The following is a 13,772-nucleotide window of genomic DNA, read 5'->3' on the forward strand; positions in this document are numbered from 1 at the left end:
CCGGCCGAGCGGTCGCCACTTGTTTCTTCTCCCCGCCGGGGAGAAGGTCGCGGCAGCGGGATGAGGGGGCGAGGGTCGAGATATTCGGAGAGCTTGCCCCCTCATCCGACCCTTCGGGCCACCTTCTCCCCGACGGGGAGAAGAAACCTGCCTCACCCCTGCCTGCCGAAAAATCACCACCCGATCCACCTGATCCCCAACACAGGAGAAACGCCCATGAACCGTTTCATCATCCTTTCCGGCTGCTCCGGCGGCGGAAAATCCACCCTCCTCGCAGAACTTGCCCGGCGCGGTTTCGTAACCGTCGAGGAGCCCGGTCGGCGCATCGTCATCGAAGAAACCCGCAATAACGGCACCGCCCTGCCCTGGATCGACATCGAGGCCTTCGCCCGCCGGGCGATCACCATGGCCCTGGAAGACCGGCAAAAGGCGCCAGCGGATGGCCTCGTCTTTTTCGATCGCGGCCTGATCGACGCCGCCACTGCGCTACGCCATGTCGGCGGCGATGGCTTCATCGATACGCTGAAAAACACGCACCGCTATAACCCTCTGGTTTTCCTCACCCCGCCCTGGCCTGAAATCTATCGCGGCGACGATGAGCGCCGGCATGGTTTCGACGCGGCGGTCGAGGAGTATGAACGTCTTGTCCGGGACTATGAAGCACTTGGCTACGATAGTGTCGTGCTGCCAAAATCAGGCATCGAGGAACGTGCCGACTTTATCCTGGCGCGGATCGGCTGACAGCGACAGGTTCGGCCTCGGCGATATCAGAGCAATTGCGCAACGGTGACAAACTCAAACCCGCGTTGACGAAGGCCGTCTATGATCAGGGGCAAGGCCTGCCGGGATACCTCGCGGCTTCGATACATGACATGCATGATGATGATCGAGCCGTTTCTCGTTTGCTCGATGACGTGACTGGCGAGGGCGGCCGCATCGTCGGCGACATCGGGAAACGATTCCGGTTCGACATCCCACATGATGGTTTTCCGGTCATGCCGTGAAAGATACCAGGGCAAGGTGAGCAGCTTCTTGCCATAGGGCGGCCGGAACATGATCTCGCCTTCGTAGCCCGCAGCGCGAATAGCCGCATCGGTGCGCTCGATCTCCTCCCTGATCCGCGCCGGCCCCATGAACATCATGTTGGAATGCGTATAGCTATGGTTGCCGAGCTGATGCCCCTCGCTCACGATCATGCGCGCCTGCGGCAGGTTTTCTTCGGTCTCCTTACCGGTCAAAAAGAAAGTCGCTTTTACCCCGCGCTCCCTCAGGATCGTCAGGACATCAGGCGTAAAACGCACCGACGGCCCATCGTCGAAGGTCAGCGCCACCACCGGCCTTTCCGTTTCGACCCTTGCGATGATGCCACCAAATAATTGCGTCGTTCGGGATTTGCTGAAGAAATGCACGCCTATCAGCACCGCCGCCAGCCCAGCAAGAACAAGGAATAGAGACACGGTTCGCTTTATCGTCATTGCTACCCCTCATTGCAGTTTTCCCGAGAGGCTTTGTTTCCCGCCTTGTTGTCTCCAGTATGGCAAGCCGGACCACAAAAAGAAAAAGCCCGGCATCGCTGCCGGGCTTCGATAGGAAGTCACAGAAGAGCTTAGCTGCCCTGCTGGATGTAGGTGAACTTGCCGTCCGGACCCTTCTTCCATTCGTACATGACGTAGCCGGGAAGCTTCGGGTCGCCCTTCTCGTCGAAGGAGATGTCGCCGAGCGCGGTCGGGAAGGTGCCGGACTTCAGGGCCTCGGCAACTTTTTCCGGCTCCACGGAACCGGCAGCCTTCGCCGCACCGGCAATCGCCTGCATCGCGGCGTAGGAGTAGAGCGTGTAGGCTTCCGGGTTGAAGCCGGCGGCCTTGAACTTCTCTACCAGCTCCTTGTTTTCCGGGCGCAGCGTCGGATCGGGGCCGAAGGTGTTGAGCGTGCCTTCAACGGCGTCGCCGGCGATGGAAGCAAGTTCGTTCGAGACGATACCGTCGCCCGAAACGAGCTTCGCCTTCAGGCCCTGGTCAGCCGCCTGGCGGATGATGAGACCGGCTTCGGTGTGCAGGCCGCCCCAGTAAATGATGGAAACGCCGGCTTCCTTCATCTTGGAGATCAGCGCGGAGAAGTCCTTGTCGCCGACGTTGACGCCTTCATACATGACCTCAGTCACGCCGGCGGCATTGGCAGCCTTCTTGGTTTCATCGGCAAGGCCCTGACCATAAGGTGTCTTGTCGTGAATGATGGCGACCTTGGCGTCCTTGAAGTGGTCGGCCAGGTACTTGCCGGCGATGCCGCCCTGCTGGTCGTCACGGCCGCAGGTGCGGAAAGTGTTCCACAGGCCGCGTTCGGTGAAAACAGGGTTGGTTGCGGCAGGCGTGATTTCGAGAATACCGTTTTCGGCGTAAACTTCAGAGGCCGGAATGGAAACGCCGGAGTTGAAGTGACCGACAACGAATTTCACGCCGTCAGCAACGAATTTGTTGGCAACCGAAATACCCTGCTTGGGGTCGGATACGTCGTCGCCCAGCACGATCTTGATCTGCTCGCCATTGATGCCGCCGGCGGCATTGATGTCTTTCGCAGCCTGTTCGGCACCCTTCTGGATCTGAGCGCCGAAAGCAGCGTTTGGGCCGGTCAGCGGTGCGCCGACAGCGATCACGACATCGGCCCAGGCCGAACCGCCAAACGCGACCATGGCGGTCAGCGCAACAGCGGAAAGAAGAGACTTCTTCATTACTTTACTCCCAGTTCCTTTGGATGGGTTGATTGCAAGGACCTGTTCAGTACCCACCTTCACTGAACAGGAAACCGTTCCACTCTGACGAGCATTGTGCAGTCGGAAAAATCCGCCTGTCAATCTTTCTTCTTGTAGGAAAATGCCGACGTCCGGTCGTAGAGCCAATAGTAATTATTGACCATCTGGCTCGTCCTGCGCATGCGGAAACCGATGCTGGAAAAGACCAGAAGAAGAACGACGTCAAACACGTAATAGAAGCCGTTGATGAACGGCCCGTTGAAGAGCGCGTAATGCAGAAACCGCATGACGAGCCCCAGTGCGAGCGTATAGATCACCACCCGCGTATAACCGCCCCAGCCATCGGCCACCGATCTGCCCGTGCGCCACGCCGTCCAGAAACCCAAGAGAACAACCAGTGCGCGCAGAACATAACGCACGCCGTTATCGGTTTCGAAAAAAAGGCCCTGCATCTCTTTCCCCATCAGTGCCGGGCGGAAACGCCCTGGCCCTGCCTTGTCTGTCGTCCCGTCGTTTCCCGCCGGGCATTTTATTGTTTACGCCCCACCAGGGATCCTTAAGGTTTGGCCGAAAGGACGGCAGGCCGCCGTTTGCAGTCTTGCGCCGCAAGATTTCCGGCGCAAGTAAAATCTTTCAGTGCCGTCCGCCTTCGAGATAGGCGGCGCGCACCTGCGGATCGGCGAGCAGTTCCCTGCCCGAACCACTCATCGTCACCTTGCCGTTGACCATCACATAAGCGCGGTCGGAAAGCTTCAGCGCGGCAAAGGCGTTCTGCTCCACGAGGAAGACGGTCAGCCCCTCTTCCTGGTTGAGTTTCTTGATCGCCTCGAAAATGCCCTTGACGATCAGCGGTGCAAGACCGAGTGACGGTTCATCAAGCAGCAGCAGCTTCGGACGCGCCATCAGCGCGCGGCCGATGGAGAGCATCTGCTGCTCGCCGCCGGAAAGCGTGCCGCCGCGCTGGCTCTGGCGCTCTTTCAGACGCGGGAACATCGTGAAGATCTTCTCGACGTCCTCTTTGAAATGCTTGAGATTATCGAGATTGGCGCCCATCTGCAGGTTTTCCAGCACTGTCATGCGCGGGAAAATCCGGCGGCCTTCGGGAGACTGGGCGATGCGCTTGCGGGCGATGAGATGCGTCGGCAGATGGGTAATGTCCTCACCGTCGAAGATCACCTGACCGGCGCGCGCCTGCGGGCTGCCGCAGATGGTCATCATCAGCGTCGACTTGCCGGCGCCATTGGCGCCGATCAGGCTGACGATCTCACCCTTGTTGACCTCGACATCGACACCGGCCAGAGCCCGGATATTGCCATAATAGGTTTCGACACCCTGGACTTTGAGAAGCGATTCACCGGGCATCAGGCCGCTCCTCCGTCGAGTTCTTCCGCAATCACGTCTTCCACTTCATCATCCTCGACACCCAGATAGGCGGCGATGACCTTAGGGTCGTTCTTCACATGGTCCGGCGAACCGTCGGAAATCTTCTGGCCATATTCCAGAACCACGACATGGTCGGAAATCTGCATGACCACGGACATGTCGTGCTCGATCAGAAGCAGCGACGTGCCTTCATCGCGGATGCCGCGCAGCAGCGCATTGAGCGCCAGCGATTCCTTCGGATTGAGACCGGCGGCCGGCTCATCGAGGCACAGAAGCTCCGGCCCCGTGCACATGGCGCGGGCGATTTCCAGACGGCGCTGCGCGCCATAGGGCAGATCGCCGGCCGGATCGTCGGCGCGGTCGGTCAGATCGGCCTTGTCCAGCCAGTATTTGGCCTTTTCGATCGAATCATCCACCGCCCGCCGGTAAGCGGGCAGGCCGAGAAGGCCGAGAATGGTGTAACCCGAGGCCTTCATCAGCGCATTGTGCTGCGCCACCAGCAGGTTTTCCAGAACCGTCAGACCCGAAAACAGGCGGATGTTCTGGAAGGTGCGCGCCACCTTGGCCTTCTTGGTGATCTCGAAATCCGGCAGGCGCTCGAGAAGATGCGCCTCGCCACTCTGCTGGCGCATGGTGATCATGCCCATCGTCGGCTTGTAGAAGCCGGTGATGCAGTTGAAGACCGTGGTCTTGCCCGCACCGTTGGGGCCGATCAGCGCCGTGATCTCGCCGCGCTTCGCCTCGAAGGAGAAGTCGTTGATGGCCATCAGGCCGCCGAAGCGCATCGAGAGATGTTCGACCTTGAGGATCGTATCGCCAGTGGTGTTTGGTGTCATGTTCGTCATTCCGGAAGCCATCAACCGTGACCTTCCTTGGTAAAGCTGCCGGAGACGGCCTTGCGTTCTTTAAGGAAGGCCGTGGGTTCACGCGAGCCGACGAAACCGCGCGGCTTGAACAGCATGACGATGACCATGGCGAGACCGAAGAGCAGCATGCGGTAAAGTTCCGGTGTGAAGTCAGGCCCGAAGACATGCTTCAGGAACTCCATCTCACGCAGAAGCTCGGTGCCGCCGACCATGACGAGGGCGGCGATGGCGATGCCTGTCAGCGAACCCATGCCGCCGAGAACGACGATGGCGAGGATGACGGCCGATTCCAGGAAGACGAAGCTTTCCGGCGAAACGAAACCCTGCCGCGCGGCGAAGAAGGAACCGGCGAAACCGCCGAACATCGCGCCCGTGGCAAAGGCGGTGAGCTTGGTGATGACGGTGTCGATGCCGAGCGAACGGCAGGCGATTTCGTCCTCGCGCAGCGCTTCCCATGCACGGCCGATCGGCATGCGGCGCAGCTTGATGGTGACGTAAGCCGTCAGCATGCACAGAAGCAGGATCACGTAGAACAGGAAGATCTTGTAATAGGCCGACGACATCGACAGGCCGAAGGCCTTGGCGAAATTGTTCGGCGCGGCGACATCGAAGGACCAGATGCCGAAGACCGAAGCCTTGGCGATGCCGGAAATGCCGAAGGTGCCCTTGGTGACGGCCGTCCAGTTCAAAAGCACGAGGCGGATGATCTCACCGAAGGCCAGCGTGACGATCGCCAGATAGTCGCCGCGAAGGCGCAGAACCGGGAAACCGAGAATGATGCCCCAGAAGCCGGCGAGAATGCCCGCGACCGGCAGGAGCACCCAGAAGGACAGGCCGAAATGGCTTGACAGCAGCGCATAAGAATAGGCGCCGACCGCGTAAAAGGCCACATAACCGAGATCGAGCAGGCCGGCGAGGCCGACGACGATGTTCAGGCCCCAGGCCAGCATCACATAGATCAGGATCTGGATGCCGAAATTGTCGACGAATTTCAGCGAGCCCTGAAAGCCGAACAATTGCACGGCGATAACAGGATAAAGCAGCAGCAGGACGAGCGCCAGCTTCAGGAAGTGCTTGTGGAAAAATCCTTTTTCCTCGGAGATTTCCAGAATGCCACTTTTCGCCTTGGCAAGCCGGCGGCGGTCCAGCGACGGCTTGATGAAGCCGACCACGAGAAAGCGGCCGACCGCGGCAATGCCGACGAAGATCGCCAGAAGCCCCCAGCGGGTGCCCCAGATCAGCTGGTTGTTGATATCCTGATAGGTGACGATGCCGACATAAAGAATGAACATGCCGAACGAGATGAGGCCCGCAATCAGGCCCTCCTTCACGGCCGTCGCCATCAGGCTCGGGCTGGAAGCGGCGTTTTCGGAAGCGATATTGGTCATGGGATCACACCTTCTCGACTTCCGGACGACCGAGAATACCGGTCGGCTTGAAGATCAGCACGAAAGCCAGAATGCCGAATGCCGCGACATCCTTGTAGGCGATGGAGAAATAGGCCGACCACAGCGATTCAATGAGACCGATCAGCAGACCGCCGAGAACAGCGCCCGGAAGCGAGCCGATGCCGCCGAGAACGGCCGCGGTAAACGCCTTGACGCCGGGAATGAAGCCGTCGCTGAACGAGGCAACGCCATAATACATCAGATACATGGTGCCCGCGACCGCAGCCAGCGCCGCACCCATGATGAAGGTGATGGAGATGGTCTTGTCGACATCAACGCCGAGCAATGCGGCCATCTTGCGGTCCTGTTCGGTGGCGCGCTGCGCCCGGCCGAGCGGGGTCTTGTTGACGATATACCAGAAGGCGAAGAGCAGCACCGAGGTGACGACCATGATGATCAGCTGCTTCAGCGAGACGGTAATGGCGCCGAAATGATAGCTTTCCGTCACCATGGACGGGATCGGCTTGTTGCGCGGACCCTGGGTGACCTGGATGAAGTTGGACAGCGCGATCGACATGCCGATGGCAGTGATCAGCGGTGCAAGACGGAACGAACCTCTGAGCGGGCGGTAGGCGACGCGCTCGATCACCCAGTTCCACAGGCCGGTCATCAGCATGGCGACGACCATCATCAAAAGCAGAAGAAGCGCCACCGGAATGCCGGCGACAAAAGATGTCACGATCAGGAAAACGATCAGGGCGGCGAAGCCGCCAAGCATGAAAATATCGCCATGGGCGAAGTTGATCATGCCGATGATGCCGTAAACCATCGTATAGCCGATAGCGATGAGGCCGTAGATCGATCCAAGAGTCAGCCCGTTGATGAGCTGCTGGATAAAATACTCCATGTCTTTCCCCCGGGCACGACCTCGAATGGGTCACGCCTCGTTATGTTAATTATAGGGGAAGCCTTTCAGGCAGACCCCCACCCTCAAAATGCATATCGTGTTCGTTAAAAATGTGAAGTCAAAAACGGGCGATCCTGCACAAAATTTGGAATTTCCACATGGACTGCCGCTTTCCCGGTCAAAAGAGCCATGATTTTGGCAGGAAGTGCTGAAAAAATGACGGTTGGATGCTTATTTTAGCATTGTCCAATGCCATTATTTGACGGGCAGCGGGCAAAGGAGTAGCGAATATCGGAACGGCGATATCCCGCAGACGGGATACAATTGGCAAAGAGATGATCGACATATTGACGAAAGCGGCGCTGGACGCCGGGCAGGCCATCATGGCGGTCCATCGCGCCGGCCCACATGTGTCATACAAGGACGACTGTTCGCCCGTGACCGAGGCCGACCAGCGTGCCGAGGTGATCATCCTTGCGGCGCTGGCCCTCCATTTTCCTGACATCCCCGTGGTGGCCGAAGAGGCTGTCTCAAACGGCATCCTGCCGGAAACCGGTGCGGAATTCTTTCTCGTCGATCCGCTTGACGGCACCAAGGAATTCATTGCCGGCAAGGACGATTTCACCGTCAATATCGCGCTCATCCGCAATGGCATTCCGGTGGCCGGCGTCGTTTACGCCCCCTGCCGTGGACAGGCGTGGACGGGTGAAGAAAACGCCGCCGAAAAGCTCGCAATATCAGGCGAAGGCGCAATCCTTTCGCGCCACCCCATCCGGGCGCGTCAGCGCGGCGCTTCGCCCGTGGCGCTGATCAGCCGCTCGCATTGCACGGCGAAGACGGAAGCCTTCGTGGCCGAACACGGGCTGAAAGACTGCATTTCCGTCGGCTCCTCGCTGAAATTCTGCATGCTGGCGGAAGGCGCTGCCGATATCTACCCCCGCTTCAGCCGTACCATGATGTGGGACACGGCCGCCGGCGACGCCGTGCTGCGCGCCGCAGGCGGCAGGACGCTCGATTGCGAGGGCAGGCCCCTTGTCTATGCGGTGAGGGGCGATGGCGAGGATGCGCTGGCCAATCCGGACTTCATTGCCGAGGGGGCGATGGCGGTGGAACACGCGGGGTAACAGGCGCTCGGCGCGTTTCCTCGGCTCTTGCAAAGCGCGGATCGATCTCCGCTTCGGCGTATGAGGCTTCACCCCCCTCTGCCCTGCCGGGCATCTCCCCTTCAAGGAGGGAGATCAGCCGGAGGCACTACCACCACTTCATTCGCAGATGCTGAGATGGGCGAAGCCTGCCCGCGAGTCTATCTCCCCTGTTGAGGGGGAGATGCCCGGCAGGGCAGAGGGGGTAAGCCGCGCCCACCAAGGCCCAACAAAAAATAATCCATCCCCACTCATCCCCACCCCACGTCCCCCCGTCACAATGCCCCGCAAGGAAACACAACAACGCGGAAGGCACATCATGACGGAACAGACGGCGAGACTTCGGCTTCCTTACATCCTACCCTCACAGGCCCAAAAACACGTCACCCACAACGAAGCCCTGCAAAGGCTGGATGCAATCGTGCAGCTCACCATCAAGGCTGCCGTTGCCGCCCCGCCCGAGAATGCGTCCGAAGGCGATTGTTTCCTGCTGACGCCGGGCGCCACCGGCGATTGGGTCGGCAAGGGCGGCAGGCTCGCGTTCCGGCAGGATGGCGCGTGGCTCTTTATAGTACCGCAGCCGGGCTGGACGGCATGGTTTGCGACCGAGAGCAAATATCGCCTGCTGCAGGACGGGAGCTGGCGCGACCTGCCGCTGCCGGCCACCGGCCGGCAGGAGCGGCTGGGGATCGGCGCGGAGGCCGATGACACCAACCGGCTGGCGCTCGCCTCCCCCGCCAGCCTCTTTACCCATGCCGAGGAAGACGGCAGCCACCGCATGACGATCAACAAGGCGGCAAAGGCCGATACCGCCACGCTGCTGTTCCAGTCCGGCTGGAGCGGCCGGGCGGAAATGGGCCTTGCCGGCCATGACGGGTTTTCGATCAAGACCAGTGTGGATGGCACCTCCTGGCACACGGCGCTTCTGTGCAGCGGCGATGGCCGGGTCTCGATGCCCAACCGTCCGCTTGCCGTCGCCGGCATGCCCTCTGGCACGACGAAACCCACCAATGGCTCGGCGGCGGGTTTTTCCGTGCTCTTCATCGCCGAGGGCGGATTTGCGCTCGGGGAAACCCTGGGAACCGGTGGGCGTGAACTCGTCGTTCCGGCAAAGGGCCTTTATCTGGCAGCATTGTCGCTCGCCGTGGTCTCCTCCTCCGGCCACCGGGTGACGCTTTTCATCAACGGTGCGGCGGCCAGTTTCGGCATGGCAGGAAATGCATCGACCTCAGGCACACAGCAGTCGGCAACATCGATCCTTCCGCTCGATGCCGGCGACCGCCTGCGGCTGCAGCATGAGGGAACGGCGGAATTTACCCAGGGCAACGGGAAAACGTGCCTTTCGCTTGCGGCACTCTGACGGAAACAACCGATGAGAGAGAAAAATTGCGATTTTTGGAAAAATTTTTTCCCGGCAAAATAAGGCGACTCGAACAAATCAGGCGAAACCGTTCAAATTCTTAATAAATTGTCACGAGCTGCTTAGGCAATTTTTAAAGGTACCGGGATAGAGTTCCCGTCATATGGTCTTGAGTTTGTATAGAGTGTCCAATGACCGAAATGATACGCCCACGAGTTAAATATGTCATCGGCCCCGATGGCAGCCCTCTGACGATTGCGGATCTTCCGCCTGCCAATACCCGTCGCTGGGTCATTCGCAGAAAGGCGGAGGTGGTTGCCGCGGTACGCGGAGGACTGCTGAGCCTCGAGGAAGCCTGCGAGCGTTATACGCTCACCGTTGAAGAATTCCTGTCCTGGCAGTCCTCGATCTCCGATCATGGCCTCGCCGGTCTGCGCACCACGCGCATTCAGCAATATCGCCACTAAACAGTGCGCCGGCGCGGTAACGCGCCCCCAAACCGAATTCCAGAACGCCCCGCCGGATCATCGACGGGGCTTTCGGTTTGATTTCGGATTTCTCCTGAAAACTGCCCGACAGAGCCGGTGATTGTCGCCGGTTTGTGTCCGCTGCGTTCGCTATCGCGCTGTTTCAATTCAGGCGCAAGCCGTTAGAGTGGCGAAAACGAACAGCAATGCGGAGGCAGAGACCATGGACATCAAGACCACCGAAACCGGATCGCGCGGCGAATATTCGGCGACCATCGACGGCCACAAGGCGGAGATGACCTATTCGCGCACCTCCCCTTCCCTCATCATCATCGACCATACCGGTGTGCCCGATGCGCTGCGCGGCAAGGGTGTCGGCCAGACGCTCGCCGCCCATGCGATTGATGAAGCCCGCAAGGGCGGCTGGAAGATCATTCCGCTCTGCCCCTTCTTCAAGGCCCAGACATTGCGCCATGCCGAATGGGCGGATGTGATCCAGGGGTAAAATGGCAGACATAAAGAGCGTAATGGCAGCTATCTACGGGTGTTTTGGCCAAAACGGAGCATCCACACTCCGTCACCCCGGCCTTGAGCCGGGGTCCAGCAAGCTCAGTCATTGAGCTGAAAAGACACTTCTCGTTGCGCAGGCGCGCGTCGGCTGGATGCCGGATCAAGTCCGGCATGACGGCGGAGAGATTTTCAGGTGTGCCAGCAATCACGCCACCTTCAACGGCGGCGTCCCGGCATGCATGCTCCGGCGGACTTCTTCACGGAATTCCAGCGTATCCTCTGCGCCATGCACCGCCACGGCATGTTGCACGGCCGCTTCCATAAGCTCTTCTTGAGAATCGGCGGAAATGGCAACGGTGCATCTGCTGTCACTGGGGAATTCACGGCAATCGATATATTGGCGGGCCATTTTTTCCTCCCTGCAATAGCCGCCCGCGCCTGCACGGGGCGCGTGCGCGTAAAAGCCTCCGGCTCACGGTCGGAACCCCCGTAAAATACGCCTTTCCCAACTTCCGGACAATCGAAATCGGGCATGACCGTCCCGGCGGGAAACACCGGCGACGCCGCAAAACAAAAGGCCGCCCTTAAGGAGCGGCCTTTTAAAAAAATGCACGGCGTCCCGTCATTGAAAGCCGCCTCCTGATCCACCGGCAGCCGTCAATGAGGACGATCATTCGTCAGCTTTTGCGCCTGCGGTCAGGCGCGGGCGCGGATGGCTCCGTCGCGGTTTTCCAGTGCGGCGGCCTTTTCATATTCGGCCTGCACCTCTTCCAGCGAAGCCTCGGCGGCCTCCTGCTGGGCCTTCAGCTCCCGGATCGAGACCTGAAGATTATCCGCCCGCTGGCGCGCGGCCTTGGCGAAGGTCGGATAGGCGAAATGTGTCGGATCGGTAATGCCCGACTTGCTCTCTTCCAGAGAGATCTGATGCACCAGTTCCTTTGCCATCCGCTCAAACTCGGACATCATCTGCTGCAGCTGGTTAAGCTGCCGGCGTTTTTCATTGACCTGAAATTCCTTCAGGCGAACCAGGCTGTCACGCGACTTCATACGCAATACTCCATGGATAGCGAGACCCGGATCAAAAAGGCACTATGCCCCCTGACCGGCCCGTTTAACCCGCCCGTTTTTCCGTAAGGGTTGACCCCTGTCCCGGAATGATTCCCAAAAGTTACCCGACGTTAATAAAAAACCGCCGTCGTTAACCTTTCGTTTACGGGCATCGTTAATGATAAACACGATCATTTAAGGGTCGGTAAATGCCAGGTCCAAAAAAACGGGCCAGACGATGTAAGAGTCGATTGAATCACTTAGCGGGAAATCCTCACGTTGAGCTTCAATTTTGGCGATGGTGGATTCACGTGCAAAAACAGCGAAATGCCTTCTTTGCTTAATAAATTCGATACACCTTGCCAAAGGCAATTAGAATTTGTTAACCATTTGGTGGCAGCCTGCAAATCAGGCAACGTCTGGATCCGCATCGCGCGAGGCAATGATTTACCGGTTCGCGGGCGGCAAAGGGGATAATTATGCGGGTTCTACTTATTGAAGACGACAGCGCGACAGCGCAGAGCATTGAACTGATGCTCAAGTCGGAAAGCTTTAACGTCTACACGACCGACCTCGGCGAGGAAGGCGTGGACCTCGGCAAGCTCTACGATTACGACATTATTCTTCTCGACCTCAACCTGCCTGACATGTCGGGTTACGAGGTTCTGAGAACGCTTCGCCTCTCCAAGGTCAAGACGCCGATCCTCATCCTGTCCGGCATGGCCGGCATCGAGGATAAGGTTCGCGGCCTCGGCTTCGGCGCAGACGATTACATGACGAAGCCGTTCCACAAGGACGAGCTTGTTGCCCGCATTCATGCCATCGTCCGCCGTTCCAAGGGCCATGCGCAGTCGGTCATCGCCACCGGCGAGCTTATCGTCAATCTCGATGCCAAGACGGTTGAAGTGGGCGGCCAGCGCGTTCACCTGACCGGCAAGGAATATCAGATGCTTGAGCTGCTTTCGCTGCGCAAGGGCACGACGCTGACCAAGGAAATGTTCCTGAACCACCTCTATGGCGGCATGGACGAACCGGAACTGAAGATCATCGACGTCTTCATCTGCAAGCTGCGCAAGAAGCTCGCAAACGCCGCCGGCGGCGCAAACTACATCGAAACCGTCTGGGGCCGCGGCTATGTTCTGCGCGAGCCTGACGGCGCCACGGAATTCCTCGAAACCGCCTGATCCAATCCGGAACAGGACAGTTTTTAAAAGACCCGCTGGAAACGGCGGGTTTTTTGTTGCGATTTTCTCTCCCTCATTGCTGTGCCTGTCACAGGAATCCAGCCATCCCAAGTCCTTGGGTTGAAAGGACTCTCCGCCGCGCAGACGCGTCGACCGGATTCCTGTGACAAGCACAGCAATGAGGAGAGAAAGACCTGGCCACGCATCGCCAAAGGACGCCGGTACATGAACCACGCCATCCCAACCCTCAAGACGGATCGCCTGACGCTGCGCCCGCTGACCATGGCGCATTTCCCCGCCTATCGGAACTTCATGACGTCGCCGCGCTCCATCGGTGTCGGCGGACCATACGACCTGCCCTCAACATGGGGCGTGTTCTGCCACGATCTCGCCAACTGGTACTTTTTCGGCCATGGCGCGCTAATGATCGAGCTTGGCGAAACGGGGGAATGTATCGGCCAGGTCGGCATCAATCACGGTCCGCTGTTTCCGGAAAAGGAACTTGGCTGGCTGCTTTACGAAGGCCATGAGGGGCGCGGTTATGCCGCTGAAGCCGCCTCGGCGCTGCGCGACTGGGCCTTCAGGACCCTGAGCCTGCCCACGCTTGTTAGCTACGTCTCGCCGCAAAACCGCAAATCAGCGGCCGTCGCCGAACGAATCGGCGGAAGGCTCGATCCGGCAGCACCTCGTTCCGATCCCGAAGACCTCGTTTATCGGCACTATCAGGTAAACGCTGTTTGAAAGAGGGACGCCTTGCGGCCATTACGGTCGC

General features: G+C 59.2%; 16 protein-coding genes. 7 read left to right on the forward strand and 9 right to left on the reverse strand.

The window, feature by feature from the left end; all coding sequences use genetic code 11:
- Positions 1–216: 216 nt before the first annotated feature.
- Complete coding sequence (locus tag V6S97_RS07860) at positions 217–741, forward strand: AAA family ATPase (protein WP_334426477.1); 525 nt, start codon at positions 217–219, stop codon at positions 739–741.
- A gap of 26 nt (positions 742–767) precedes the next feature.
- Here V6S97_RS07860 and V6S97_RS07865 read toward each other — a convergent pair whose 3' ends face one another.
- From V6S97_RS07865 to V6S97_RS07895, 7 genes are all read right to left on the reverse strand, one after another.
- Positions 768–1,475 carry a polysaccharide deacetylase family protein gene (locus V6S97_RS07865; RefSeq protein ID WP_004430067.1) on the reverse strand — a complete coding sequence of 236 codons (708 nt, stop codon included), beginning with the start codon at positions 1,473–1,475 and terminating at the stop codon, positions 768–770.
- Between the two features lie 131 nt (positions 1,476–1,606).
- Positions 1,607–2,725, reverse strand: coding sequence for a branched-chain amino acid ABC transporter substrate-binding protein (locus tag V6S97_RS07870; protein ID WP_004430064.1), 1,119 nt, complete (start codon positions 2,723–2,725; stop codon positions 1,607–1,609).
- A gap of 119 nt (positions 2,726–2,844) precedes the next feature.
- Positions 2,845–3,198 (reverse strand): DUF6867 family protein, encoded by a 354-nt coding sequence (locus tag V6S97_RS07875; protein ID WP_004430061.1) that lies wholly within the window; start codon positions 3,196–3,198, stop codon positions 2,845–2,847.
- A gap of 181 nt (positions 3,199–3,379) precedes the next feature.
- Positions 3,380–4,108 (reverse strand): ABC transporter ATP-binding protein, encoded by a 729-nt coding sequence (locus tag V6S97_RS07880; RefSeq protein WP_004430059.1) that lies wholly within the window; start codon positions 4,106–4,108, stop codon positions 3,380–3,382.
- Positions 4,108–4,986: an ABC transporter ATP-binding protein gene (locus V6S97_RS07885; protein ID WP_004430053.1), complete on the reverse strand. Its 879-nt coding sequence runs from the start codon at positions 4,984–4,986 to the stop codon at positions 4,108–4,110. Before V6S97_RS07885 ends, V6S97_RS07880 begins: the two co-directional genes overlap by 1 nt.
- A complete protein-coding gene (gene livM / locus V6S97_RS07890; protein ID WP_004430051.1) occupies positions 4,986–6,383 on the reverse strand; it encodes a high-affinity branched-chain amino acid ABC transporter permease LivM in 1,398 nt (465 codons plus the stop codon). Before livM ends, V6S97_RS07885 begins: the two co-directional genes overlap by 1 nt.
- A gap of 4 nt (positions 6,384–6,387) precedes the next feature.
- On the reverse strand, positions 6,388–7,290 hold the full coding sequence (locus V6S97_RS07895) for a branched-chain amino acid ABC transporter permease (RefSeq protein ID WP_004430050.1): 903 nt from the start codon (positions 7,288–7,290) through the stop codon (positions 6,388–6,390).
- 335 nt (positions 7,291–7,625) lie between these two features.
- On the opposite strand from V6S97_RS07895, the gene cysQ reads away from it, so the two are divergent.
- The 4 genes from cysQ to V6S97_RS07915 all read left to right on the forward strand — a co-directional run bounded on the left by cysQ (position 7,626) and on the right by V6S97_RS07915 (position 10,764).
- Complete coding sequence (cysQ, locus tag V6S97_RS07900) at positions 7,626–8,414, forward strand: 3'(2'),5'-bisphosphate nucleotidase CysQ (RefSeq protein ID WP_004430047.1); 789 nt, start codon at positions 7,626–7,628, stop codon at positions 8,412–8,414.
- Positions 8,415–8,751: 337 nt separating this feature from the next.
- A complete protein-coding gene (locus V6S97_RS07905) occupies positions 8,752–9,792 on the forward strand; it encodes a DUF2793 domain-containing protein (RefSeq protein ID WP_004430045.1) in 1,041 nt (346 codons plus the stop codon).
- A gap of 191 nt (positions 9,793–9,983) precedes the next feature.
- Positions 9,984–10,259 carry a CtrA inhibitor SciP gene (gene sciP / locus V6S97_RS07910; RefSeq protein WP_004430042.1) on the forward strand — a complete coding sequence of 92 codons (276 nt, stop codon included), beginning with the start codon at positions 9,984–9,986 and terminating at the stop codon, positions 10,257–10,259.
- A gap of 223 nt (positions 10,260–10,482) precedes the next feature.
- On the forward strand, positions 10,483–10,764 hold the full coding sequence (locus V6S97_RS07915) for a GNAT family N-acetyltransferase (protein WP_004430028.1): 282 nt from the start codon (positions 10,483–10,485) through the stop codon (positions 10,762–10,764).
- A 210-nt stretch (positions 10,765–10,974) separates the two neighbouring features.
- On the opposite strand, the gene V6S97_RS07920 is transcribed toward V6S97_RS07915, so the two are convergent.
- Together V6S97_RS07920 and V6S97_RS07925 are read right to left on the reverse strand one after the other, a co-directional pair.
- Positions 10,975–11,178 (reverse strand): DUF1059 domain-containing protein, encoded by a 204-nt coding sequence (locus V6S97_RS07920; RefSeq protein ID WP_004430026.1) that lies wholly within the window; start codon positions 11,176–11,178, stop codon positions 10,975–10,977.
- Positions 11,179–11,465: 287 nt separating this feature from the next.
- The gene (locus V6S97_RS07925) at positions 11,466–11,816 is read right to left on the reverse strand and encodes a flagellar export protein FliJ (protein ID WP_003491821.1); all 351 of its coding nucleotides are present in this window, start codon (positions 11,814–11,816) and stop codon (positions 11,466–11,468) included.
- 479 nt (positions 11,817–12,295) lie between these two features.
- On the opposite strand from V6S97_RS07925, the gene ctrA reads away from it, so the two are divergent.
- Positions 12,296–13,000 carry a response regulator transcription factor CtrA gene (gene ctrA, locus V6S97_RS07930; RefSeq protein ID WP_003522926.1) on the forward strand — a complete coding sequence of 235 codons (705 nt, stop codon included), beginning with the start codon at positions 12,296–12,298 and terminating at the stop codon, positions 12,998–13,000.
- Positions 13,001–13,225: 225 nt separating this feature from the next.
- A complete protein-coding gene (locus V6S97_RS07935) occupies positions 13,226–13,741 on the forward strand; it encodes a GNAT family N-acetyltransferase (RefSeq protein WP_087744881.1) in 516 nt (171 codons plus the stop codon).
- The last annotated feature ends 31 nt before the right edge of the window (positions 13,742–13,772 follow it).

Source organism: Agrobacterium sp. CCNWLW155, from assembly GCF_036888815.1.
GTDB lineage: Bacteria > Pseudomonadota > Alphaproteobacteria > Rhizobiales > Rhizobiaceae > Agrobacterium > Agrobacterium radiobacter.